The organism is Fluviicola chungangensis (genome assembly GCF_007558725.1).
Lineage (GTDB): Bacteria > Bacteroidota > Bacteroidia > Flavobacteriales_D > Crocinitomicaceae > Fluviicola > Fluviicola chungangensis.
The window spans coordinates 78,279-102,274 of sequence record NZ_VLPL01000008.1 but is presented as its reverse complement, the minus strand read 5'-3'; the positions used below and the strand labels follow the sequence as shown (position 1 = coordinate 102,274).

Genomic DNA, 23,996 nt, shown 5'->3' with positions numbered 1-23,996 from the left:
AATAGTTTAAAGAGTAAGGTGTATCAAAGCAAAAATAGAATAGTTCAAAATATCAAAATAATTTGATTCAATCCCTTCCGAAGCAATTGTTTTCCCCCCATTATCCTCAATTTGTTTAATTCGTAACAACTTCATCAAAATCATGTCGGTTAATGAACTTACGCGCATATCTCTCCAGGCCTCACCGTAATCGTGATTCTTTTTTTCCATTAATTCAAAGGCCTCCTGTGCAACATCATCATAGAGCGTCCGGGCTTGTTCAGCGGTCAATTCAAGTCCCATGTTATCTGCTGACCGCGATTGGATAATGGCCATGATACAATAATTCACCATTGCTCCAAACTCTCCTTCTATACTCTCACCTACTTTATTCTCCTTGGTTTCCTGGAGCGTTCGAATGCGATTGGCTTTGATGAAGATCTGGTCCGTTAAACTACTTGCCCGGGCAATACGCCAGGAAGTTCCGTAATCTATCGTTTTTTTAAGGAAAATTTCTCTACAACCCTGTACGATGTGTTGATATTGTTCCGATGTTTGTATCATCTATGTCAGTATGGAATTTTTAAGGTTTGAAAATACAACTTTTTCACGAGAACGGGTCCTAAACATCCGCGGTAAGTTATTCACTATTTCTGCACCTCAGGTGATGGGAATTGTCAATTGTACACCAGACTCGTTCTACTCCGAAAGCCAAAGTTCTACAATCGAAAAACAACAAAAACTGATTGACCTGCATGTCAAAAACGGCGCAACGTGGTTAGACATAGGAGGTTACTCGAGCAGACCGGGAGCCGAACACATTTCAGAGAAAGAAGAGATTGAACGCATTAAATTCGCTGTTTCCTATGCCTTAGAGAAGTATCCTGATATCCAAATAAGTGTTGATACTTTTCAGTCTGCCGTTGCCGAGTATGCATTGGAACAAGGCATTCATCTGATTAACGATATCAGCGGCGGACTGATCAATCCGGAAATTTTCTCCATTGCAGCAGATTATCAGGTTCCGTGTATTTTAATGCATATGCGCGGAACACCTCAAACGATGGCACAACAGAACCATTACGATAACCTGTTACAGGAGGTTTTGGTTGAATTGGGAACACAAGTTGAAAAAGCGCGAACAGCCGGAGTAAAAGACATCATCATAGATCCGGGATTCGGTTTTGCAAAAAACAGCGAACAAAACCTGAAATTGTTTTCCTTCCTGGAGGCATTTCAACTCTTCGACTGTCCTGTTTTGGTTGGAATCTCACGAAAATCATTGATTTATAAAACACTCGGTATAAGTGCGGAAGATTCATTGAATGGAACGACTGTTTTGAATAACATTGCACTGGATAAGGGAGCAAATATTTTGCGGGTACATGACGTGAAAGAAGCAGTTGAGACGGTGAAATTGTGGGAGAAAATCAGAGGGTCATTATCAATGATTTAATTATTAATTATCAAGAGCATCCCCTTGATAATTAAGTCATTCATAATTGATAATTACTCAAAAAACTTTCTCACTAATTTTCGAAACAGGATACGCGTTCATTGTAGCCGAAGCTGTAGCAATCAACTCCCCTTTTTGGTTGATGACCTTTCCTTCTACAAAAAGTATGCGCTTTCCCGATTTGGTTACGCGTGCATCAGCCGTCAGCAAATCACCCTTGTGGGCAGGATTTAAGTATGAGATCGTCAGATTTACTGTTGAAACAACTTTCAGATCTTCGCATACTTCTGTCAGGCATGCCACACCCAATGCAGCATCGATCAAAGCAGCAACGGAACCTCCGTGTGCTGCAAAAGGAGTTGCCAAATGAATGTCTTTCACTGGCATCCGGTACATTACATGACCTTTCTCTTTGACTTCGAAATCCATTCCCAACAAATCACCAAAGCGATTCCAGATAATGTATTGCTGAATAATCGGGTGATGTTTCAGGTCTTTCATACAGTTTCGCTTTTGGTAATATGGACATCCATCTGTGGGAAAGGAAAAGTCAATCCCATTTCAGGGAAGCTTTCGTAAATACGCTTATTCATATCAAAATAAACCGGCCAATAATCATCTGTTTTTACCCACGCACGAATCGTAATATTAATCGATGAATCCATTAAAGATCCCAATCCGATAAAAGGTTCCGGATCTCTGAGGATTCTTTTATCTTCCTTTATGAACTTTAAAATTGCATCGTGGGCTACCATGTAATTATCCCCGTAAGATATTCCAACAATCCATTCAATTCTCCTTTTATCAGCTTTCGTAAAGTTGATAATATTGCCATTTGCCACCGGACCGTTCGGAATAACAATCACCTTATTATCAGCGGTATGCAGATAGGTGTAAAAAATATGAATTTCCTTAACAACTCCTTGCTGTCCTTGTGTTTCCACAAAATCTCCTACCTTGAATGGTTTGAACAACAAGATCATAACACCACCTGCAAAATTGGAAAGTGTTCCTGAAAATGCCATACCGATTGCCAATCCTGCCGCTCCAAGGATTGCGACAAAGGAGGTCATTTCGATTCCTAACTGGGTAATTGCAGTAACAACAACGAGTATTTTAAGAATGATAGTCGTTAAACTGGATAAAAAGGTTACTAATCCCGCATCTACCTTTCCTTTTGTCAGGATCTTCACCACCAAACGACCGATCCATTTAGCCAGCCAAAAACCAACGAAAAGAATAATAGCAGCAAAGATCAGATTGGTTCCTGATTTAACGAGCCATTGTTTTCCTTCCGTTAAGCTAAATCCAAAAATGCGCTGAAAATCAGCTTCGATATCCAAAAGTGCCATACTTGTCTTGGTTTAAATTGTTCAAAAGTTCAAAGAGTTCAATTTTGAACCTTTTTAACCTTTAAACGATTGAACTTTCTAAGGAAATTTAGGGAATTGCTGGAAATTCGGCTCTCTTTTTTCCAAAAACGCCCGTTTTCCTTCCTGTGCTTCCTCCATTAAGTAATACATCAATGTGGCATCTCCGGCAAATTCCATCAAACCTCTTTGCCCATCCAATTCAGCATTCAAGCCACGCTTAATCATACGAATGGCTAGAGGAGAACGCTTCATAATTGTCTGACACCACTGAACAGTTGTATCTTCCAAATCTTTCAACGGAACAACCTTATTTACCATTCCCATTTTTTCAGCTTCATCTGCCGTATATTGTTCGCACAGGAACCAAATCTCACGCGCTTTTTTCTGCCCCACATGACTTGCCAGGAATGAAGAACCAAAACCGGCATCGAAACTTCCTACCTTCGGTCCTGTTTGTCCGAAACGTGCGTTATCGGAAGCAATCGTAATGTCGCAAACCACGTGAAGCACATGTCCGCCACCGATCGCATAACCGTTTACCATTGCGATAACCGGCTTAGGTAAAGCGCGAATTGCTTTGTGAACGTCCAATACATTCAACCGGGGAACTCCGTTTTCAGAAATGTATCCTCCTACTCCTTTCACATTCTGATCTCCTCCGGAACAGAATGCTTTATCTCCTTCACCTGTCAATACCACCACACCGATATCCTGTCTTTCGCGACAAATTTCCAATGCGTCCAGCATTTCCATATTGGTCTCCGGACGAAAAGCATTGTATACCTTCGGTCTGTTAATGGTGATTTTTGCTATTCCTTCGAAGAATTCGAATTTGATATCTGTATAGGACTTAATACTTGTCCAGTTTCTGTTTGACATGTTCGTTGTTTTTGATTCTACAAAAATAGCAATGCTTGCATAAAACTTGGCATTCTCTTGCCGATAATTATCAATCTTTGCGTTCTTACATTCTTTGCTGTAATAACTTGTCATTTTGAACGGCGGAGAACCAATAGGCAGCAAAGAAACTCTCCTATTTATTACCGGTTGGCGTATACATCGTTACGCCGTTTTCTTCGTATTCTTCAATCATCACTTCCAGCATTTTGGCCGCATCGAAGATCAGTGTCTTTGCTTTCCCAATTGTTGAATACTGCATAACTCCTTTCGCTTCAAACATCGGCAGCAGTTCGTCACATTTACGTTTTGCAGACTGTTCGGGATTATGAACTTTGACCGAAACAGGAACAAGTGTTCCGTCTGCTTGTTTTACAGATACGTGAAAAACCTCCGGATAATAAACCGGGTAACTGAAATCCGGTACTGCATCTTCCAGCACATGCAGCGAAGTTCCCGCATTGTCCAGGGTAACTCCAATATAGAGGATCTTGCCATGTACCTGGGCAAGCCGGGCAAACGGACTGTTTTGAGTATACGGAGTCAGTTCGCTCAAATGTCCACCGGTAAACCAACCCGCTTTCGGCCCGAAACAGCAAACAGGTTCTGTTGGGCTTTCCGAACGGATCACTCCGGGAAGTTTTCTGAAATATTCCGTAATTGCCCCCATTTTGGAAGGATCATTCTGAACGTCAAACTCCTTCAGATTCCGGATATAATCCAACTGGTAGCCCGGATTCGGTGAACTGGGCATCAGGAGATTTCCTGTTGTCCCGATAACAGCCAATAAACCATCTACAATTGTTTTTGGGCCACCTGCTACGTACCCGATCTTCGAAAAACTGCTGTGCACCAAAACCGAATCTCCTTCTTTGATCCCGCAAGCCTTCAGATCCGCAATCAATTGCTCCAGGGTAAGACCGTCTCCTTTTTCCGCCTGTTCCCGAATGGATTTGCGCTGTTTATCTTTCTTTCTTTCCCGGTAAGCGTGAAGCCATTTACCAGGAATCAATGAGCGAATGAAGTTCTTTAATACCGTCATTCCTCTATTCTAAGATCGGTTTGATCAATTTATTTTCGGGAACATAGAAATAATGCAGTTCGGTTCCCTTGGTAAGGATATAAAAATCATCCTGAACCTTCCGGATATTGGCGTATTCCAAAGGGACAACCAGCTTTCCTTTGTTGGTGTAAATACCATAAAATGCTCCCAGTGAAACCAGGAAATGTGACTCATCCAAGGGCTTAACCGTGGTGTGTTCCAACGGTATAACCGTTTCTCCTTTTGCGTCGATTGCGCCTTTCAGGGTTAACAACTGAACAATTCCCAAGCCGGATTTGAAACTTTCGGCAGTCTCATACATCGGAGGAACAACTACTTTATTCTGCAAATCGATGTATCCCCATTTCCCAGACTTTTCAAAAGCAATCAGGGAAGAGACAGCACCCAATTTAGAATATGTAAATGGAATAACGGGTTTCCCAAACCGATCAATGATCCCGAATTTATTTGCCTTTGAAACTTTGGCATACATCCCCACAAATTCCCCTTCCGAACGTGCATTGGTAAAATAATCATACGTTGCAGGAATAACGGTTTGTCCTTTTTTATTCACATAACCGATCTTATCATCCGAAATCACCAAAGCCCTGTCCGAAACAAGCGACCCGATCACTTCAATGGGAATGGTTTTGATCTCATTTCCCTGGAATGTAGCCAATTTCGCAAACTCGTCTCCTTCGATAACGATTGCCGAATCGCCAAAAAGATTAATGGATTCAAACAGAGGTTTCACTTTAAAAGAACCGAACGCATCAATGTATCCTTCCAAACCTTTAAAAGTTACTTTGGCCATTCCTCCCGAAAATGAAAAGGCTTCTTCGTATTGTTCCGGTATTCTTGGATATCCCAAGCCGTCGAAGTAGCCATACAAGCTATCTTTAATTGCGTAAATCAGCCCTTCGGAAAACTGACCGATATCTTTGTATTGTGGTTCTACAATATACGCTCCGGAGCGGTCAATGATCCCGAATAAATCGTCTACCTGAACAATTGCCCGTCCTTTATCAAAATCATTCGCACTGGAAAACTTGAACGGGACAACCACCTCATTTGCCTTGTTTATAAAACCATATTTTCCGCTTTTCTCTGCCCATGCCAATCCTTCTTTAAAAAATCCAACGGAGCTGTATTGAGCCGGAATAACAATGTTCCCATTCAGGTCCATCCAACCAAATTGCCCGGCATGTTTGTAAGGAATAATTTGCTGAGAACTTAACTTTTTGTCTTTGGTAATTTCATCTTTGTATGGATAGTTCGGATATTCGGTTTGAAACTTTTCCAAGCGTTCCACGGAATAATCAGACATATATAACTGGTACAATTTTCTCCAGGCATTTTCTACATTCCTGTTCTTGGGGTATGTTTTGATGAACAGATCGTAATCGGTTACCTGGTTTCGTGCCGTACTTAAGTTGTACACCTGATCCTGCGCATCCGCTACGTAAGGGTTTTCCGGAAATTGCTTTTCGAAACTTAAAAAAGAGGAAATTGTTTTTCCGTCTGTGTTTTCCTTATACTGTAAACGATAAAAGTTGTTCAGTGCTTCTTTTTTAAAGTCTGATTCCGGGTATTTTTTCAAAAACAGGTCGAAAGCTGCTGACGTATTGGCATTTTTTGCTTTCTGGTAACCGATGGAGTCACGCGAATAGATGGCCATGCTTCGTTCGTCGGCCCAGGGATTGTTCTTCTGGAACACATCGTATGCTTCTTCGGAAGGATTCTTCAAAACAAGCCTATAAAGCCCACTCGAAATATCTTTTCTCAAGCGTTCAATTGCTGCATAATCAAATTGGTATTTTTTAAGCGCTTCTTTCTGTTTGTCCTTCATCGAGCCATATGCTCTTTCGGAGCGGACAATTTTAACATAGGCTGAATCCAATTGATGAAAAGGGTTATCTGTTCGGAAATAAATGACTGCCAAGCCATAATTTGCTGCAGATTCATGTGATTTGACCGATTTTTCAAATTGCTTTTTCGCTTCGAAATAATTGAACTGGCTCAAAGCCTTAAATGCATCATCGATCGATCCCGCTTTAGCGGTTGTAAATGCACAAACAATAAATAAAACTAAAATCTTAACCTGCAGTGAACTCATGATACAAATATAACCAACTAAGGACTTAAAGACATATGAAAAGCGAGGTAAAAGCTTAAAAAAGGTCAAAAAATGACCGAAAACGAAACAGAAAAAGAATCAAAAAAAAACCCTGACGGCCGTCGATCAACGGAGTCAGGGTAACTATTTCGTGATAGAAATTACTTTTTGTATTTCGCGTAACGATTGTTGAATTTATCGATACGACCTGCAGTATCCACGAACTGAACAATTCCTGTAAAGAACGGATGAGACTTGTGAGAGATATCTAATTTTACCAATGGATACTCATTTCCATCCTCCCAAGTAATTGTTTCTGAAGTATTAGCAGAAGAATGACACAAAAATGCATACTCATTTGTCATGTCCTTAAATACTACTAATCTATAATCTTCCGGGTGAATACCTGCTTTCATATGCTGTTAATCTTAATTATTCTTATCAAAAATGGTTTGCAAAGATAATCAAACTTTTTAATTCACAACAAAAAAAATAAAACCTATTACACTTTCGTTATTTTTGTCATGATGAAATTACTCAATCTCTTTTTCGGGATCACTATATTGGTTGCTCTTTCACTGGGCAGCTCTTCGTGTAAAAAGAAACATTTGTTTGGAGACGGCAATTTGAGCTTTTCCAATGACACGCTTGTATTTGATACCGTTTTCACAACCATCGGCTCAACTACCAAGTATTTCAAGATCTACAACCATCAAAGCAAAGCACTCAAAATCAGTGAAGTTCAGTTAATCGGCGGTACTTCTTCCAAATTCAAACTAAACCTGGACGGTGTTCAGGGAACCAGTTTTTCAGATGTGGAAATTCCTTCCGGAGACAGTTTGTTTTGTTTTGTGGAAGTAAAATTGAGTGTCAATGGTCAAAACTTGCCTGTAATCGTGGAGGACTCTGTTCGGTTTACGACCAATGGAGAAGATCAATACGTGAAATTGGCCGTTTGGGGACAAGACATGTACTACCACTATTCCAATTTCGGAACAAATGACCTGGACCTAAACGAAGGAACCTGGCAAACCGATAAACCACACGTTATTTACGGTGCCGCTTTTGTAGATTCAGCTAAAACATTGAATATTATCGGTGGCACACATATTTACCTGCATAAAAATTCCATTCTCTGGAATTACAAAGGCACTTTAAATATCGATGGAGATTATAATAACAAAGTAACGATCCAGGGAGACAGACTGGAGGCTTCCTATAAGGATGTTCCCGGTCAGTATTACGGAATTTATTTCCAGGAAGCGAGACCTTCTATGATTGACAATGCGGTGATCAAAAACGCAACAGCCGGAGTTCATGTAGATTCCCGCGATCAGGCCTACACTATCAACACACTGACTATTTCCAATACGGAAATCCTGAATGCTTCCAGTTATGGATTGTTTTTGTTTGACGGACCGAAGGTGTACGGTGAAAATGTATTGGTGCACAGTACCGGAGTTCATTCCTTACTGGTAGCTCAGGGGGCAGACTTTACATTTAACCATTGTGATTTCCTGGGGTATGGCGCTGGAGAAGGAACTACGCCTGCAGTGGGAATTTCCAATTACTATACGAATGCACAAGGTACATTTGTTGCTCAGATCCCGAATGCAAATTTCAACAATTGCGTGATTTACGGAAGCAGCGGTGAGCATTTAGCTATTGATACAATCCAAACGGGTGGTTTGTTATTGAATTTTCATTTTAGAACATCGGTGATCCTGAAAACAAATATGAGCAATTCCATGTTTGAAAACTGTAACTCTGCTGATCCTTTATTTATCAATCCAAGCGGAGATAATTTTAAATTCTACGGGGCATCTAGTCTGAACAATACTGGAGATCCCGCTTACGCTGTAGCAAGAGATATACTCGGGACAATCAGGAACATGGCTGCTCCTGATATCGGGGCTTTGGATAATTAAGAAACAAAAAATATCTAAAAAAAGTAGGGGTGGAAAATTTTCCACCCCTACTTTTTTATAATCGGTTTGATTAATATTTCAAATCTCCGTTGATCTCTCTTACGGCGTTTGCTGCTTCGGCAAATTTCGCTTTCTCGTTTTCAGTCAATGTTACCGTTACGATCTGCTCCACTCCGTTTTTACCGATAATTGCAGGAACTCCCAAACAAATATCACTTTGTCCGTATTCACCATCCAGCATCAATGAACACGGGATCATTTTCTTCTGGTCACACGCAATTGCCTGAACCATCACAGAAACAGCTGCACCCGGTGCGTACCAAGCCGAAGTTCCCAATAATTTCGTCAGGGTTGCTCCTCCTACTTTCGTTTCTTCAACCACGTAGTTTTGCTTATCAGCAGAAAGGAATTCCGTTACAGGAACACCGTTTCTTGTTGCTTTACTCAATAAAGGAAGCATTCCTGTATCGCTGTGTGCAGCGATTACCATTCCATCTACATCAGAGATCGGAGATCCCAATGCTTCCGCCAAACGGTATTTAAAACGTGCAGAATCCAAAGCTCCACCCATTCCGATGATCTTGTGTTTCGGAAGACCCGAAGTTTTATGAACCAAATAAGCCATTGTATCCATTGGATTGGAAACCACGATAATGATTACTTCCGGAGAATGCTTAACCAGGTTTGCAGTCACGTCTTTTACAATCCCTGCATTGATCCCGATCAATTCTTCACGAGTCATTCCCGGTTTTCTTGGAATCCCAGAAGTGATCACTGCTACATGAGAACCAGCTGTTTTGCTGTAATCCCCCGTTGTTCCTGTAATTTTCGTATCAAATCCGTTAAGCGATGCAGTTTGCATTAAATCCATTGCTTTACCTTCGGCAAATCCTTCTTTAATGTCTACCAATACGACTTCCGAACAGAAGTTTTTCATTGCGATGTATTCTGCACAGCTTGCTCCAACAGCTCCTGCACCTACTACCGTTACTTTCATTGTGTTATGATTAAATGATAATTATTTCTATAAATCGCAACGAATTTAAGAATAAAACTTTGCTCCAAGTTCAAATTTTATGGAGAAATAACGTTATTTGTAAACAGGTTATTAAAAGTTGGTTTAAACAATGTTCAAAAGATTCAAAGGGTCCAAAATTGGAACTTTTTGAACTTTTCAACTTTTGAACCAAATGAAAGAGGCAACCCTGCAAGCAATCCTTCGTTATTGAATAGAGACAGTGAAACAGAATTGGGAATTAGAGGATATAATTGAAGGCTGTAAGTCGTCCGACAGGAGGGCACAGGAACAATTATTCAAGAAGTTTTACGGTAAAATGCTGGTGGTTTGTCAACGGTATATTCGCGATAAAGATTCGGCCCAGGAAGTTTTACAGGAAGGTTTCATAAAGGTCTTTGAACATATTAAAGGTTACGACAAGAAAGGGTCATTTGAGGGTTGGATGAGACGAATTATTGTGAACTGTGCAATTGATTCGATCCGAAAATCAAAAAAAGACTGGATGCTTAGCGATAACGACAATGATTTCAAATACGTTCCCGAAGAAGATGAATTCGGTGAAGAATGGGAGATTACGACGTTAAAAGCCGAATTTGCGATGGAAGCGATCAACAAGCTTTCACCGGCTTATAAAGCAGTTTTCAACTTGTATGTGATGGAAGAGTTTACGCACAAAGAAATTGCGGAGATTTTGGAAATCAGTGAAGGAACGTCGAAATCCAATTTAGCAAAAGCCAAAATGAACCTGCAGAATTATTTGAAACAGAAATTTACAAAAATCGCTCAATGAAGAACATTGAACAGCTATTAAAAGAATCCCTTGAGAACCATGAGTTGCCTTACAACGAGGCTGCGTGGGAATCCTTATCCAAAAGATTAGACGGGACAACTCCTTCTCCTTTCTACCGCAAATGGTGGGTTGCTGCTTCAGTTGGGACAGTGTTGGTTGGTTCTGCCTTGTTTTTTGCATTGAACGCTCCATCGGATTCCAAAGAGATTGTGAACGAAAGCACACCTGTAATCAGCCAACATAAGGCTGCGCCACAAACAGATTCTCATACAGAAAACCCTTTGAATAAAACCAATACGACCCCTCAAGCAAACACTCCACAGACTCAAAAACAACCACTGAGCAGTATTCAGGCAACACCGGTTGAATACGCAAACAATCCGGGTGTTGACGCAGCACACGTTGCTCAAAATACAAAAGATATTTCTCAGAAAAATCCAGGTTTCCAAGCTTCTCAAAACTCTGCAAAAGGATCATTGGATAATGGTGGTGAACAAAAAACAAACTTACTGGCAGCAACATCAAACAAACCAAAATATTGTGTCGGTGACGAAATGGAAATTGGAAATCCGAATGATGCCGTTTCTGTTGCTGTGGTCCAAAACAATAAAATGATCGGTATTGTTAAACCTGGAACGAAAAAAACCTTTATTGCTTCCAGTGAAGGCGTTATCGAACTGGTGACTGGAACTCAAAAACAAACCATTTCAGTAAGCAAACCTATTTCAGATTTGTACATCAATGTTGATCAGACATTACTTTATGAAAATGGTATTCCGGCAATCAGCTTCACTGTTTCCGGAAACAATTCCCCTGTTCACTGGTCGGCCGGAAAATTGGCAAGTGAAATGGAAAACGGGACATTCATTGTACACCCGTATAGCGAAAAAGAAATCACCGTTACGGCAAGTTCAAAAGATCAGAATGGTTGTTCTGTTGTTGAAACGAAGACAATCTCATTGCCGGAAAGATATAATTTAAATGCACCTAAGGGAATCGATATGAACTCCGGAAACCCCGCAGTTTCCACATTCATGCCTTTTGCATTAAAAGAACGAAACACTCCGTTTGAGTTATTTATTTACGATACAAAAAGCGGAAGGGTAATTTACAAAACAACAGATGCTTCCGCAGGATGGAACGGTGTTGATAACAATACCGGTGAAGTTTTACCAAACGGAAGTGTTGTTTATTGGAAAGTTATTTTAGGTAATCCAAACCCTGGAGAACCTAGAGAATACAAAGGAACACTTGTAATTAAAACACATTAATCAATTTAGCACCAGACTACTACTGGGTATTGGGAAAGGAAACTTTCCCTTTTTTGTTTTACTTTGTCCAGGTATTCTTCCGCTTTTTGGGATTCGGGATACAATAAACGATGCTCCTCCATCTTCCGAAGCTTCATTATTTCATCAATCAAGTAGTTTGTCTGATCGGAAAAAAGTTCCTGTTTGAGAAAATCCCAAACAAATTCAGTTGCCTGATCCGAAGGATGAACTCCATCGGTTTCAAAATAACGATAATCCCGTAACACATCATTTACCAATTCATAAGCCGGAAAATAGTGAACTGCATGGTTCTTAAGAATAGAAACCAACCGGAACAATTCCGATTTCGAAGAGGAGTTAGCGATTAAACCATCACGAATATAGCGAACCGGACTAATCGTAAATACGATTTGAAGCCCCGGATTTGTCTTTTTTAGTTCGTTTATCGCTAAATCCCAAAAAACACACATCTCTTCAGCGGAAGTCAAGACTTTATCAAATAAAATCGGTGGTTGTTGGTGACAATTCGCCACAAGGTTTCCAGATTCCCTCAGTCGGTAGCCATGAGCTGACCCAAGAGTAACGACCAGCACTTTTGCGTTTAACAAAGCTTCTTTCAGTAGTTCCAGTTGATTTGAAAACAGCTTATTTAAACCCTTTTCACTCATTGAATACAAGCTACTGCTTGCATCATAGCTTATATGCACATCTTCTTTTTGAAGAATCCCACCGGGTTCTGCTTTTCCGAAAGCCAACAGGATTTGTTTTGCTAATGGAACCGGGTGGAAAATAATCCCTAAAGGATTGTCGAGTACTTGAAATCCTGCTCTTCGGAACCAATACGACATATTCGCTGAAAAGCAGGATCCTAACTGCACAATCGAATCACCATGCTGGATTTTCGGGAATTCTTTTTGAAATAAACTCGCTGTTGAAATAGTCATTTTAATTGTTCCAATGTATGATCAAAAACCTTTCTCCATCCTTTCCACTTCCCTGCTTCTGCCAACGTTTCATTGTGCCAGATGAAACAAAAAACACCTCCGTATCTTTTGACTTCTTCTATTAATTGATCAACAGCTTCCATACTTTGATCAATGGTCAGCTTCTTGTATTCCAGCAATGTTCCGTCCATATAGGCAAAAGGAACTATTCGGTAGTTCGGAAATGGCTGGTTGGTCAACAAATCAAAAAAAACGTGTTCATATGCAGTACCTGACCGAAAACCATAATCATCCGCATATCCCATGGTGTAGTCTTTTTCAAAACCACGTTCAATCATTCTGCGGTAAGTATTCGGGAGATTTAACTTCAGAAAATGTTGCCTGGATTCCAGAACCGTTTTCGATGTGATTCTTTCTAAACGGAGTACTTCCTGATCCAATTTTTCATCCGAATGATTGCTGGCATAACTTGGATGTAAACCAACAAACCCCAATTCACTTAAGCTTAAAATCAACTTCTGATGTTGTGGGTGGTTCCATGCTATATTCGTATCATATTTAGCATAGTTTCCCAACTGCCAAAAAACACGTGTTTCCGGGTAGCTTTGAAAAACAGAACGAATGGTTTCAAAAGAGTCATAGGGATCAGTCAGTTCTCCTTTCTGGACCAGTTTCCGGGTTCTCAAACGTTCTTTGTTGTTCTGCAACATATCTTTTCCATTCGATAACCAGGACCGCCAACCTTCCTTCCATTTGTAGGAAAAGGTATTATCAATATCAAAAGAAGGAATAATCCGGACCTGTTTTCGGGAGATCAGTTCGTCATATAATTCGGGGGAATAAAACCGGAAGAACGCTTCTATCCAGCGCTCAACAATTTGGATATGCAGCCACCCGAATTTACTTTGAAGGCTTTCTTTTGCTGTAAACCTTCCGTGATCATCCGGAAATTTACAATGGTATTCCTCATAGCGCGTGATGACATAAAAAATGGAAGCCAGGGGATCCGAAACAGAATCAAACTTTAAACAATCTGTTTCCTGCCAGCTGCCTTTTTCTACATGCACCGTTTCCCTGTATGACTCCTCAAATAATAAAGCTGAGGGATATAAAACAGGTGAATGACCGAATTCAAAACGGGAATAGGCTATTTTTCTTCCGGAAAAGGAATTAAAGGCAGATTTATCATTCGTCAATTGATATTCTAAGCCATGTTCCTTGAATATGAAATCAAGGGTATAAATTAAGCGTACTGAAATTTCATCGACGTAAAACAACATGTTTTAAAGAAGTTCTTGATCCGAGAAGCTAAAGTAGCCATTATCCGTGATAATGAGATGATCCAAAACAGGCATTTCAATCATCTCTCCGAATTGTTTGATCTTTTTGGTGATTTTTTTATCTTCTTCACTTGGTTTCAAATTTCCGCTTGGGTGGTTATGAGCCAAAATAATCCCCGATGCCGCTAAATCCATCCCGTTCTTGAAAATGATTTTCGGATCAACATATGTTCCCGAGGTTCCTCCAACCGAAAGTTGCTTTACCTGCAACACCTTATTCGCGCGGTTCAGGTAAAGGACAAAAAACTCTTCGTGTTGCAGATCAGAAAAGTAACCCTTCAATTCCTGATAGGCTTTCAAAGATCCTGTGATTTTGGTGCGTTTTTCTGTTCGGAGATCTTTTCTTCGCCTTCCCAATTCCAAGGCGGCTAAAACTGCGATCGCTTTGGATTGCCCGATTCCTTTTACGGCACATAGTTGAGAAAGCCGGAGTTTACCAAATTCGTATAGATTTCCATTGGACAAAGAGAGTAATTCCCTACCTAAATCTACTGCCGATTTTGAGCCGGTACCGGTTCCGATAAGAATCGCAAGGAGTTCTGCATCTGACAATGAACTTCTTCCTTTAAGCATCATTTTTTCACGGGGTCTGTCATCTTCAGACCAATGAGGAATGGTTGTTTTTTGGACTTGCATTTATCTTCAAATTTTACCTGAAAATACGAAAATACTTTCGAAGTAAAAAACCATTTCACTACATTTTTCCATTTTTATCAACATTTTTATCCGATTTTTTAATCAAGTATTAAAATAGAATATCTCTTACATTTACGCCATGGATTCTTTGACTCAAATTGTATTAGGAGCCGCTGTCGGTGAAGCGGTTGCAGGAAGAAAAATGGGAGCGAAAGCTGCTTTATGGGGTGCAATTGGAGGTACAATACCGGATCTGGATGTTTTTCTTCGTTTCTTCTATGACCCTTTGGATGCCGCATTGGTTCACCGGGGATTTTCACATTCACTGTTGTTTGCGCTGATTGCCGGAATCTTCCTCATGTATTTTTCGGGTAAAGGAAGTGGTAAAAAGTATACCCACAGAACATGGTTTCTATTGTGGTTCCTCTCGATTGTAACGCATCCCATGCTGGATATTTTCACCAATTATGGAACGCAGTTTTTTTGGCCGCTTGATTGGCGGCTGACTTTCAATTCGGTTTTCGTCATCGACCCTTTGTACACACTTCCGTTTATGGTCCTGTTGATTGGTGCGTTGTTTATGAATCGGGAATCCAAAAGACGGCGTATCTGGAACTGGATTGGAATTGGTTATTCTTGCCTGTATTTACTTTGGGGGGTCGGGATCAAATTATTCGTTTACAGCAAGACGGATTCTTACTTTGAACAAGCAGCTATTCATCCTAAAAGAGCGATGGTTACTCCCATGCCCTTAACTTCTTTTTATTGGGACTTAATCGTGGAAGATGATTCATGTTATTACATAGGTTATAAATCTCTTTTCGCCCCTTTTGATCCAAAACAAATCGAAGTGCTTCCCAAGAATCACCAATTGCTGAAAAACATCCGTTGGCAGGGAAAATCACGGATCACGGAAATCGAGCATATAACGAATGGATTTTACGCCGTCGAACAACACCGGGACAGCCTGTTTATTTTTGATCTTAGGTTTGGAACAACCACAACCATTACCAACGGGACCAGCAGAAACCCACTCCTGGGATATGGTTTTATCCTAAAAGACCAAAAACCTGAAAAGCTTTTTTCACACCGCTCCCGCGATTTCAGTAAAATAAACTTTAGCGTTTATTGGGATAAAGTTTTTGGAAAATAGTTTTGCTTCAATTAATTTTTGAATAGGACTTTTAAACCGTTTTATTCATGAAGCAGAAAAATTTTAAACCCCAGAAACAAAAAAAACCGGGACTGGAGTCCAAAATGATTCCCAGTCCGGAATACATCAGCAAAAAATACAAAGCAAGCGGCAAGCTAACCAACAAAGTGGCACTGATAACGGGTGGAGACAGTGGGATTGGAAAAAGTGTTGCTGTTCATTATGCTCATGAAGGTGCTGACGTGGCGATCGTTTATCTCTCTGAAAAAAAAGATGCACAGGAAACCAAAAAATTGGTGGAAGCCCAGAACAGAAACTGCCTACTTATAAAAGGCGATCTTACGGATGAAAAATTCTGCAAAAAATGTATCAAAGATGTAATCAAAGAATATGGAAGGGTGAATATTGTAGTCAATAATGCAGGAACCCATTTCAATACGGACACTCCATCAGAAGTGACTTCTGAAAATATGGTGAAAACGTTCGAAACGAATGTTTACCCCCTTTTTTATATTGTAAAAGCTGCTATTCCACACCTTTCGAAAGGAGACACTATTATTAACACTTCATCTGTGACGGCATACCGTGGAAGTGACCATTTACTGGATTATTCGAGTACAAAAGGTGCTATTTCAACATTCACCAAATCACTTGCCCTGATGCTTGCAAAAAAAGGAATCCGCGTAAATGGTGTTGCACCCGGGCCGATATGGACCCCTTTAATAGTTTCCAGCTTTGAAAAATTGAAAAAATTCGGAAAGGACACTCCCATGGGTCGTGCCGGCCAGCCTTCTGAAGTCGCTCCGGCATACGTTTTCCTGGCTTCTTCCGATAGCAGTTATATAACCGGACAATTCATCCATGTAAATGGGGGTGAGATCGTAGAAAATTAAACATTCCTTTTAATTCAAAAAGAGCATACGATGAAACGTAAAAAATCAGGCAAGCAATTCTTCGAGAATTTTGCAACAAAGGCTTCAAAAGCAGTGGGAAGCCCTTATGCTTTTATTACTGCACTTTCGTTAGTTATTGTTTGGGCAATATGCGGACCTTTCTTTGATTTTTCTGAAACCTGGCAGCTGGTAATCAATACTGGAACAACCATCATCACCTTTCTAATGGTTTTCCTGATCCAAAAATCCCAAAATAAGGATTCGCTGGCTACTCAACTCAAATTGAACGAATTGGTCGCTTCAAGTAACAAATCAAGCAACCGCCTGGTCGATATTGAAAGTATGACGGAAGATGAAATGATAATTGTTCAAAAATACTATCAAAAACTAAGTGAGCTATCAGATCAACATCAATCTATAACGGCTTCTCATTCGATTGAAGAGGCCCAGGAAGACCACAAAGAAAAATATGCGTTATCCAGGTCAAGGCCCGTTAAACAAAAAATAACGACCAAAAAACCGGCTGCAAGGAAAACAAATGCTTCCAAAAATGCTTCTGATAAGTTAAAATAGCAGTCGTTACTGTTTCAATTTTTCATAAAAATGAAAGGAATTGTGATTTATCGTTCTTTCTGATGCATTGATTATGAGTAACTTTGATTAATTAATCGTTTTAGAATATTTTTAGTCTGCAACAATTCAAAATTGAATGGAACCTTATAGACTATGAAATCATTTTTTACACTCGCAACTTTATTCATCACTTCACTTGCCTTCACCCAAAACTACACCCCGATAGCTGTAACGGGCTATAATTTCGATGTAATTGCCGAAGCAACTCCGGCCATGACCACAACCAACACAGCAATGGATGGTAGTGATTATGTTTTGTACAATCAGACATATGGTTCCTCTTTTGGAACTGGAACAGGCTTACCGAATAACGGCCTGATCACTTCCGGATCAAGCACCTATCAATTAGCTCCATATACTTCAGACAATGTTATTTTCCTTTCCACCGGTCAAACCGATTCTTTGGAATTGACCACTCCCTCCTCTTATTCTTCCTTAAGTTTCTTAGGATTTTCAACGGAAGGGGCAGGAACCGTTTTGTTCATTATCAAATTTACGGATGGCAGTGCAATGGTTGTACCAAGTTCAAATCTTCCCGACTGGTTTACAGGAACCGGTGCTGTTATCAATGGCTTTGACAGAACGGGAAGAACGGGAGATACGCCGGATTACAACGCTTTTCAGCCATATATGTATCGGATCAACGTGCATTTATCTTGTGCAGACCAAGCGAAAACGATACAACGCATCCTGATCATCAATACCACTTCTTCTCCCTCTATTAAAACAGCAATATTTGCTGTTTCAGGAGCTTCACCTGTCAGTACAAGCAGTATTCTTGGATTTCATGACCCCGACTGTTTCGGTGAAACTAACGGATACGTTCAACTAACCCCTTCCGGTTTAACTCCGATTACTTACTCCTGGAACACCAGCCCGGTTACAACGACTCAAAACCTTAACAATAAGGGAGCAGGAACATATACTTGCACCATTACAGATGCGACCGGGTGTACCCAGCAATTGACACAAACTTTGACAGAACCCGCAGCAATCGGGAGCAGTCAGACCGTTTCCATTTGTTCGGGAGAAAGTTTAACTGTCGGGCCGTTCACCCATACAACTTCTGGAACATACAACGATCCCTTATCCGCTGCAAATGGCTGTGACAGTATTGTTACAAGTATTTTAACAGTAACGAACATCAACAACGGGGTCAATTTATCCGGGCACCAACTAAGCGCAGTTGCAAGTGGTGCACAATACCAGTGGCTTGACTGCGGAAACGGCTATGCCGTTATTTCCGGGGCAACAGCCCAAACTTTTTCACCAACTGCTGACGGAGCTTATGCCGTGTCCATCACCATAAACAATTGCACGGATACCTCTTCCTGCATTGTTTACTCTACATTGGGAATGGAAGAAGGATCAAAAGTTGTCGTTTCCTGTTCTCCCAATCCGGTAAGCAATTTATTGGAAATCCATGCAAACGAACCTGTTCGTTCCGTTGAAGTAGTTGATTTGTTCGGGAAAAAGCAATGGATTGTGCTTTCAGAAAATGAATTAAACATGTCTGATTTGTCGACAGGAATTTACCTGCTAAATGTGACTACAAATTCCGGAGAAAAGCGTGTGCTGCGCATCGTCAAACAATAAACAGAAATGACAATTCACCTTTGAATTGTTTATAAGTGCCTATGCAAAAGGCGATCGTAAGCAACTTTCGGCTTACATTTGCAGCAACTATGATAAAAGTAGAAATGAAACATTGGATCACAATTTGTGCTTGCTCTGCTTTATTGCTTCAGGCTTGCGGACAAAATGCAGAGGGGACGAAAACAGAAACGCAAACAAAAGAACGAACGGTACCTCAATTACCCGAAATTAAACATACCTACAAACTTTCAGATTATTTAAGTGAAAACAACGATTTAGATAAAGACGTCGAAGAACTATTTAAGACCCTGGACGATACGGCTATTGTTGCACAATTGATCATGCCGGCAGTTGGAAGACTTGGGAATACACCGAACTCCATTGAAGCCCTGATCAACAAACGAGTGATTGGTGGTGTATTAATGTTAAACGGTACCAAAACAGAATTTACTTCCTGGATAACCAAATTCAATGAACTGAACGAAAAAAATGGAAACCCGGGATTTTTGTACAGTGCAGATGCAGAGCCAAGCTTGTTCAACCGCAAAATTTCTGGTTCTTCACCCGTAAAGAAAGCAAACGAAATCACTTCACTTGCTGAAGTAAACCAATGTGCCGATACAATAGCAGCTACCTTGAAAGCAATCGGGATCAATTACAATTTTGCCCCGGTGGTGGATTTGGCTAAAAACGGAACCGTCGGATACAGAGGATTTGCGAAAGTAGAGGCAAACAATGTTCCCTGGTCGAACGCGTTTATTGCACGTATGCAGGAACAAGGGATCATTGCTACGGCAAAACACTTTCCCGGACACGGATTGGTTTCCGGAGATACGCATAAATCCTTACAGGCAATTGACGGTGAATTAAAAGAAATAAAAACATATCCGGAATTGATCCAAAAGGGAGTTTTAAGTATCATGATCGGACACTTAGCAGTTGTAAACAACCCGAAATACAATACAAACGGATTGCCGGCTACCTGCTCGAAAGTAATTGTTACGGATTTACTGCGAAAAGAACTTGGTTTTAAAGGACTGGTAGTAACCGATGCCATGAACATGGGCGGAGTTACAGCAGTAAAGGGAAACAGTGTAAAAGCTATTGAAGCCGGTGTAGATATTTTATTGATGCCTTTGGATTGTATGCGATCACACGGAGAGATCCTGGCAAAATACCGCTCAGATGCAGCGTTTAAAGCAATTGTAGATTCTGCTGCAAAACGAGTTATTCGCATGAAATTGTGTGCAGGAGCAATTAAATAAATTCAACCCGAATAACAAAAACGTCCATTAGTTCATTGACTAATGGACGTTTTTGTTGCCCAATCCGATTTTGGCATTACTTTTATGGTGCTACAGAAAATTGGAAACTTATGAAAGCTATCATAACATTACTTACATTATCTTGCTGTTCCTTCATACATAGTCAGATCATGCACCAAACAGTTCGTGAAGACAAATCCTTCGAATATTGGTTTTCCCTTGATCAGTACCAAAAACCATTGAATTATGCCATTGAAATTGCGCATTTGGGAGGAAATATCAATCGCCTGAACGGTAAGATTTCCGGCAACAAGAAAAGTGGAAATATTCAAATCTCAGATACAAAAGGGAAAATTCTTTTTGAAAAGGAATTGGGACCGGAACTGAGTTTTGAATTTGCAACCGACCAAAAAGAAATTGTCGTTGAATTTACAGTGGATGGATTCGTAACCTATTCAAAAAAAATCAATGCCGAATCCCTTTCCGTTCTGGTCCTCAAATTACAACCTGAACCACAGGAAGAAGTCTACCAAATCAATGCACAGAAAGAGCTATCGACCGATGAATTGGATGTCATCATGCAGTGTGTGAATAATTGTGTTCAATACACGCTAAACAAAGATGTCTCTACTTGTAGCAAAAAGGGAGAATTCACGATCAGTGTTCAGCTATAAACGGCATCAATAAATCCAGCTTCAAGACTGTAGATCGAATAGAATAAACTACCTTCGTACTCTTTTTAACTCCGTTTTCAATAAGAGTCATGCACGAATCGATCCGGCTAAATAAATTCATCAGTGATAGCGGCTACTGCTCACGCAGGGAAGCCGATAAATACATTGAGCAAGGATCGGTATTCATCAATGGGGTTCGTGCAAAAATCGGCTCACAGGTTTTCTCCAAAGACATCGTCGTGGTGAACGGACATACTGTTCCGCGAAAAATACAGGAAGATGATCTGTATATTGCTTTAAACAAACCCAGAGGCATTACTTCCACAACCGAAAAAGGAGTTGAAGACAACATCATTGATTACATTGGTCATCCGAGACGTATTTTTCCAATCGGACGATTGGACAAGGATTCGCAAGGACTTATTTTCCTGACTACAAACGGAGACATTGTAAACAAGATTCTGCGCGCCGGAAATCAGCATCAAAAAGAATACATCGTAACGGTTGACAAACCTTTTACAAGTGATTTTGTGGAACGAATGGCAGCCGGAGTACCAATACTGGGAGTAGTAACCAAAAAGTGTATCGTTGAACCAATTTCTTCTACGGTTTTCAAAATCATCCTGGTTCAGGGCTTAAATCGTCAGATACGCAGAATGTGCGAGTATTTCGGTTACAACGTGACCAAACTGGAACGCACCCGCATCATGAACATCGAACTGAAGGGACTTCCTTTAGGTGAATGGCGTGAACTCACCGATGCAGAAATGCGCGCCATGAATGAATTGCTGAAAGATTCGTCTGGAGAGGCCGACAAGCCTGCCAACAAATCCAATCCTGCAAAGAAAAAAACACCTGTTCAACAGAAGAAAAATGGACAAGACAAGCGTCCATTCGGAAGTAAACCCGGGTCGAACAGAAACAGCGGAGGAAAATCGGGTAATTTCAGAGGAAAGAAATCAACACCAAGAGGACGAAAGTAAGAGTGAACCGCAAAGAGAAGAAGAATATATCTTAGCGTTCTCCGCGGCCTTTGCGGTAAAAATTAAAAACGGAACACTCTTCCGAATGCCCCGCTCCTGCTATTCTTTATTGAATTAATTCGTTGTTCTTAACCAATAATCGAATTTACTCTTTGCTGTTCCATTGGGCTCCAATTTGAATGACGGTCTTTCATAAAGTGTCATTTGAACCGTCAGCTCCAGGATTACTTCATCCCGCGCAATTAGCAATTTACACGTTTCTCCTTCTCCCAAACTTCCAACATAACTTTCAACTGCACTGTTATCTACCCGCATACCATCTGCAGCGATAATTTCATCTCCAACGCTCAAACCGGCACTCTCAGCAGCACTTCCTGCACGAATTCCTTTTACGATACAGTTTCCTCCTTCCTGAGATAATGCTGCTCCGAAAGAAGTTGTGGGTTTGCCGGTATATGTCACATCGACTCCAATTTTTCCGAAGACTTCTTTGTAATTAGGTATTTCCGTACCATTCACATACTTGTCAAAGAAGTAATCCATGTCCTGTCCCAGGAATTTTTCAAGTGCATCCTGAAATTCAATTTCCGTGAATCCCCGATTTTTCTTTATATAAAACTCTTCGTATAAGTATTGCATGAAATGGTCCAGACACTTGGTCCCGTTAAATTTATCAATAATGACCGCATCCAGGTAGGCTCCCAGAATTGCTCCTCTTGAGTAATAAGTCATTGTGGTATTTGCACTGTTTTCATTTGGACGATATCCTTTGATCCAGGCATCGTAGCTGGCGTGCGCAACCGGTTGAACCCGTGAGCCAACCGAACCCTCCACGTAATTCAATGTTCCCTGTAATTTTCTCAGGTATTCCTCTTTGGTGTAATACCCAGCCCTTACAAGCAGCAATTCATCGTAATACGATGTAAAACCTTCCATTACCCAAAGTAAAGAAGTATAATTTTCTTCGTCGTAATTGAATGGACCTAATTGGATGGGACGAATGCGCTTTACATTCCATAAATGGAAATATTCGTGTGCAACCAGGGATAAAAAGTCTTTGTAAGCTCCACCATATGTCCAGCGGTTTACACTTAGAACACAGGAATTGGCATGCTCCAGACCTCCTTGTCCGTTCACCACATTGTGAATGATGAAGGTGTAGTTTTTATTGGGGTTTTTGCCGCCAAAGACTTCATTTTCCGATTGAACAATTCGCGACATATCGACTTTCAATTCATCCATATCAAAGTTCCCTGAACCGAAAATAGCAACTTTGTGTTTTGTTTCACCAACTGTAAAGTCAAACACTTCCTGGTTTCCGATCTCGAACGGAGAATCTACCAATACATCGTAATTGGGAAACTGAAAGGTTTCCGATCTTTCACCCGACTTCTGTTCAGCAGTCTTTTCCAATGGTGTTGTGATCACCTTAAAATCCGCATGAGGATAAACCGTCACCGTTCCGCTTTTGTCTTTGTGTCCGTCCAAATAACAGAAAACTCCTGAACTTGAAACAAATCCATGTGTCAAATCCAAAAAGCTTGTTCTTACAGACAACTCGAATGCATAAACCTCGTATTGAACACGTACTTTTTTCGCTTTACCGGTAGTGATCTTCCAGGCATTTTTCGAAGTTTTACCCACTTTTAAAGCTTCCCCTTTCTCATCAAAAGCACGAACCAGGTTCACATTTTTTGAAAATTCTCTTACCAGGTAAGAACCGGGAGCCCAAACGGGCATTTTAACGGTCAGATCACCCGCTTTGAATTCGGAAATTTCCATTTCTACTTCAAAATAATGATTCTGAGGTTTTGTCATTCGCAGCGCATATTGGATCTTTTGCGCATTGATCATTCCTGCCAGGCTAAGTGATACGATAAGTAATGCTGATTTCATTGCTCGATTTTAATTTAGCCAAATATACTTCTTTCAAAAGAAATTCATCATTTTCTAATGCTTGTTAACAGCAATTTGACACGCGATTTATATTGTAGCAAAAGGAAGAGCTG

The 23,996-nt window shown here is 40.5% G+C and carries 23 protein-coding genes; 11 read left to right on the top strand and 12 right to left on the bottom strand.

Annotation, left to right across the window (positions count from 1 at the left end; all coding sequences use genetic code 11):
* Positions 1 to 6: 6 nt before the first annotated feature.
* Positions 7 to 543, bottom strand: coding sequence for a DUF1599 domain-containing protein (locus tag FO442_RS15160; protein ID WP_144334059.1), 537 nt, complete (start codon positions 541 to 543; stop codon positions 7 to 9).
* 10 nt (positions 544 to 553) lie between these two features.
* Between FO442_RS15160 and folP the strand changes: the two genes are divergently transcribed.
* Entirely contained in the window at positions 554 to 1,435 is an 882-nt protein-coding gene (folP, locus tag FO442_RS15155; RefSeq protein ID WP_144334058.1) for a dihydropteroate synthase, read from the top strand.
* A gap of 57 nt (positions 1,436 to 1,492) precedes the next feature.
* On the opposite strand, the gene FO442_RS15150 is transcribed toward folP, so the two are convergent.
* From FO442_RS15150 to FO442_RS15125, 6 genes are all read right to left on the bottom strand, one after another.
* Positions 1,493 to 1,936: a PaaI family thioesterase gene (locus FO442_RS15150; protein ID WP_144334057.1), complete on the bottom strand. Its 444-nt coding sequence runs from the start codon at positions 1,934 to 1,936 to the stop codon at positions 1,493 to 1,495.
* On the bottom strand, positions 1,933 to 2,787 hold the full coding sequence (locus FO442_RS15145; protein WP_144334056.1) for a mechanosensitive ion channel family protein: 855 nt from the start codon (positions 2,785 to 2,787) through the stop codon (positions 1,933 to 1,935). Before FO442_RS15145 ends, FO442_RS15150 begins: the two co-directional genes overlap by 4 nt.
* A 78-nt stretch (positions 2,788 to 2,865) precedes the next feature.
* Positions 2,866 to 3,687, bottom strand: coding sequence for a 1,4-dihydroxy-2-naphthoyl-CoA synthase (gene menB / locus FO442_RS15140; protein WP_144334055.1), 822 nt, complete (start codon positions 3,685 to 3,687; stop codon positions 2,866 to 2,868).
* 154 nt (positions 3,688 to 3,841) lie between these two features.
* The gene (locus FO442_RS15135) at positions 3,842 to 4,747 is read right to left on the bottom strand and encodes an AAC(3) family N-acetyltransferase (protein WP_144334054.1); all 906 of its coding nucleotides are present in this window, start codon (positions 4,745 to 4,747) and stop codon (positions 3,842 to 3,844) included.
* Between the two features lie 4 nt (positions 4,748 to 4,751).
* The gene (locus tag FO442_RS15130) at positions 4,752 to 6,863 is read right to left on the bottom strand and encodes a WG repeat-containing protein (RefSeq protein WP_144334053.1); all 2,112 of its coding nucleotides are present in this window, start codon (positions 6,861 to 6,863) and stop codon (positions 4,752 to 4,754) included.
* A 161-nt stretch (positions 6,864 to 7,024) separates the two neighbouring features.
* Entirely contained in the window at positions 7,025 to 7,279 is a 255-nt protein-coding gene (locus FO442_RS15125) for a type B 50S ribosomal protein L31 (RefSeq protein ID WP_144334052.1), read from the bottom strand.
* Between the two features lie 108 nt (positions 7,280 to 7,387).
* Here FO442_RS15125 and FO442_RS15120 point away from each other — a divergent pair, with 108 nt between their 5' ends.
* On the top strand, positions 7,388 to 8,791 hold the full coding sequence (locus tag FO442_RS15120) for a right-handed parallel beta-helix repeat-containing protein (RefSeq protein ID WP_144334051.1): 1,404 nt from the start codon (positions 7,388 to 7,390) through the stop codon (positions 8,789 to 8,791).
* Positions 8,792 to 8,861: 70 nt separating this feature from the next.
* Here FO442_RS15120 and FO442_RS15115 read toward each other — a convergent pair whose 3' ends face one another.
* Positions 8,862 to 9,788, bottom strand: a complete 927-nt coding sequence (locus FO442_RS15115) for a malate dehydrogenase (protein WP_144334050.1) — start codon at positions 9,786 to 9,788, stop codon at positions 8,862 to 8,864.
* A 241-nt stretch (positions 9,789 to 10,029) separates the two neighbouring features.
* On the opposite strand from FO442_RS15115, the gene FO442_RS15110 reads away from it, so the two are divergent.
* Together FO442_RS15110 and FO442_RS15105 are read left to right on the top strand one after the other, a co-directional pair.
* Positions 10,030 to 10,599, top strand: coding sequence for an RNA polymerase sigma factor (locus tag FO442_RS15110; protein ID WP_186280165.1), 570 nt, complete (start codon positions 10,030 to 10,032; stop codon positions 10,597 to 10,599).
* On the top strand, positions 10,596 to 11,870 hold the full coding sequence (locus FO442_RS15105) for a hypothetical protein (RefSeq protein ID WP_144334048.1): 1,275 nt from the start codon (positions 10,596 to 10,598) through the stop codon (positions 11,868 to 11,870). The genes FO442_RS15110 and FO442_RS15105 overlap by 4 nt, the downstream gene beginning before the upstream one ends.
* A gap of 5 nt (positions 11,871 to 11,875) precedes the next feature.
* Here FO442_RS15105 and FO442_RS15100 read toward each other — a convergent pair whose 3' ends face one another.
* From FO442_RS15100 to radC, 3 genes are read right to left on the bottom strand one after another with little or no spacing between them, the layout of a single operon-like run.
* Complete coding sequence (locus FO442_RS15100) at positions 11,876 to 12,814, bottom strand: GSCFA domain-containing protein (protein ID WP_144334047.1); 939 nt, start codon at positions 12,812 to 12,814, stop codon at positions 11,876 to 11,878.
* Positions 12,811 to 14,094, bottom strand: coding sequence for a polysaccharide deacetylase family protein (locus tag FO442_RS15095; RefSeq protein ID WP_144334046.1), 1,284 nt, complete (start codon positions 14,092 to 14,094; stop codon positions 12,811 to 12,813). Before FO442_RS15095 ends, FO442_RS15100 begins: the two co-directional genes overlap by 4 nt.
* A gap of 3 nt (positions 14,095 to 14,097) precedes the next feature.
* Positions 14,098 to 14,790, bottom strand: coding sequence for a RadC family protein (gene radC / locus FO442_RS15090; RefSeq protein WP_144334045.1), 693 nt, complete (start codon positions 14,788 to 14,790; stop codon positions 14,098 to 14,100).
* 139 nt (positions 14,791 to 14,929) lie between these two features.
* Here radC and FO442_RS15085 point away from each other — a divergent pair, with 139 nt between their 5' ends.
* The 7 genes from FO442_RS15085 (at position 14,930) to rluF (ending at position 21,987) form a co-directional block, all read left to right on the top strand.
* Complete coding sequence (locus tag FO442_RS15085; RefSeq protein WP_144334044.1) at positions 14,930 to 15,943, top strand: metal-dependent hydrolase; 1,014 nt, start codon at positions 14,930 to 14,932, stop codon at positions 15,941 to 15,943.
* A 47-nt stretch (positions 15,944 to 15,990) separates the two neighbouring features.
* On the top strand, positions 15,991 to 16,836 hold the full coding sequence (locus FO442_RS15080) for an SDR family oxidoreductase (protein WP_144334043.1): 846 nt from the start codon (positions 15,991 to 15,993) through the stop codon (positions 16,834 to 16,836).
* Between the two features lie 30 nt (positions 16,837 to 16,866).
* Entirely contained in the window at positions 16,867 to 17,409 is a 543-nt protein-coding gene (locus tag FO442_RS15075; RefSeq protein ID WP_144334042.1) for a low affinity iron permease family protein, read from the top strand.
* Positions 17,410 to 17,562: 153 nt separating this feature from the next.
* Positions 17,563 to 19,065, top strand: coding sequence for a T9SS type A sorting domain-containing protein (locus tag FO442_RS15070; protein WP_144334041.1), 1,503 nt, complete (start codon positions 17,563 to 17,565; stop codon positions 19,063 to 19,065).
* A 104-nt stretch (positions 19,066 to 19,169) separates the two neighbouring features.
* Positions 19,170 to 20,330, top strand: coding sequence for a glycoside hydrolase family 3 protein (locus FO442_RS15065; protein WP_186280163.1), 1,161 nt, complete (start codon positions 19,170 to 19,172; stop codon positions 20,328 to 20,330).
* A 110-nt stretch (positions 20,331 to 20,440) separates the two neighbouring features.
* Positions 20,441 to 21,004, top strand: coding sequence for a hypothetical protein (locus FO442_RS15060; protein ID WP_144334039.1), 564 nt, complete (start codon positions 20,441 to 20,443; stop codon positions 21,002 to 21,004).
* Between the two features lie 89 nt (positions 21,005 to 21,093).
* Positions 21,094 to 21,987, top strand: a complete 894-nt coding sequence (gene rluF / locus FO442_RS15055) for a 23S rRNA pseudouridine(2604) synthase RluF (RefSeq protein ID WP_144334038.1) — start codon at positions 21,094 to 21,096, stop codon at positions 21,985 to 21,987.
* 114 nt (positions 21,988 to 22,101) lie between these two features.
* On the opposite strand, the gene FO442_RS15050 is transcribed toward rluF, so the two are convergent.
* A complete protein-coding gene (locus FO442_RS15050) occupies positions 22,102 to 23,883 on the bottom strand; it encodes a M61 family metallopeptidase (RefSeq protein ID WP_144334037.1) in 1,782 nt (593 codons plus the stop codon).
* Between the last annotated feature and the right edge of the window lie 113 nt (positions 23,884 to 23,996).

Bases quoted from the DNA above. Each gene is read 5' to 3' on its own strand.
- FO442_RS15160 (WP_144334059.1), bottom strand. From the start codon at position 543: ATGATACAAACATCGGAACAATATCAACACATCGTACAGGGTTGTAGA.
- folP (WP_144334058.1), top strand. From the start codon at position 554: ATGGAATTTTTAAGGTTTGAAAATACAACTTTTTCACGAGAACGGGTC.
- FO442_RS15150 (WP_144334057.1), bottom strand. From the start codon at position 1,936: ATGAAAGACCTGAAACATCACCCGATTATTCAGCAATACATTATCTGG.
- FO442_RS15145 (WP_144334056.1), bottom strand. From the start codon at position 2,787: ATGGCACTTTTGGATATCGAAGCTGATTTTCAGCGCATTTTTGGATTT.
- menB (WP_144334055.1), bottom strand. From the start codon at position 3,687: ATGTCAAACAGAAACTGGACAAGTATTAAGTCCTATACAGATATCAAA.
- FO442_RS15135 (WP_144334054.1), bottom strand. From the start codon at position 4,747: ATGACGGTATTAAAGAACTTCATTCGCTCATTGATTCCTGGTAAATGG.
- FO442_RS15130 (WP_144334053.1), bottom strand. From the start codon at position 6,863: ATGAGTTCACTGCAGGTTAAGATTTTAGTTTTATTTATTGTTTGTGCA.
- FO442_RS15125 (WP_144334052.1), bottom strand. From the start codon at position 7,279: ATGAAAGCAGGTATTCACCCGGAAGATTATAGATTAGTAGTATTTAAG.
- FO442_RS15120 (WP_144334051.1), top strand. From the start codon at position 7,388: ATGATGAAATTACTCAATCTCTTTTTCGGGATCACTATATTGGTTGCT.
- FO442_RS15115 (WP_144334050.1), bottom strand. From the start codon at position 9,788: ATGAAAGTAACGGTAGTAGGTGCAGGAGCTGTTGGAGCAAGCTGTGCA.
- FO442_RS15105 (WP_144334048.1), top strand. From the start codon at position 10,596: ATGAAGAACATTGAACAGCTATTAAAAGAATCCCTTGAGAACCATGAG.
- FO442_RS15100 (WP_144334047.1), bottom strand. From the start codon at position 12,814: ATGACTATTTCAACAGCGAGTTTATTTCAAAAAGAATTCCCGAAAATC.
- FO442_RS15095 (WP_144334046.1), bottom strand. From the start codon at position 14,094: ATGTTGTTTTACGTCGATGAAATTTCAGTACGCTTAATTTATACCCTT.
- radC (WP_144334045.1), bottom strand. From the start codon at position 14,790: ATGCAAGTCCAAAAAACAACCATTCCTCATTGGTCTGAAGATGACAGA.
- FO442_RS15085 (WP_144334044.1), top strand. From the start codon at position 14,930: ATGGATTCTTTGACTCAAATTGTATTAGGAGCCGCTGTCGGTGAAGCG.
- FO442_RS15080 (WP_144334043.1), top strand. From the start codon at position 15,991: ATGAAGCAGAAAAATTTTAAACCCCAGAAACAAAAAAAACCGGGACTG.
- FO442_RS15075 (WP_144334042.1), top strand. From the start codon at position 16,867: ATGAAACGTAAAAAATCAGGCAAGCAATTCTTCGAGAATTTTGCAACA.
- FO442_RS15070 (WP_144334041.1), top strand. From the start codon at position 17,563: ATGAAATCATTTTTTACACTCGCAACTTTATTCATCACTTCACTTGCC.
- FO442_RS15065 (WP_186280163.1), top strand. From the start codon at position 19,170: ATGAAACATTGGATCACAATTTGTGCTTGCTCTGCTTTATTGCTTCAG.
- FO442_RS15060 (WP_144334039.1), top strand. From the start codon at position 20,441: ATGAAAGCTATCATAACATTACTTACATTATCTTGCTGTTCCTTCATA.
- rluF (WP_144334038.1), top strand. From the start codon at position 21,094: ATGCACGAATCGATCCGGCTAAATAAATTCATCAGTGATAGCGGCTAC.
- FO442_RS15050 (WP_144334037.1), bottom strand. From the start codon at position 23,883: ATGAAATCAGCATTACTTATCGTATCACTTAGCCTGGCAGGAATGATC.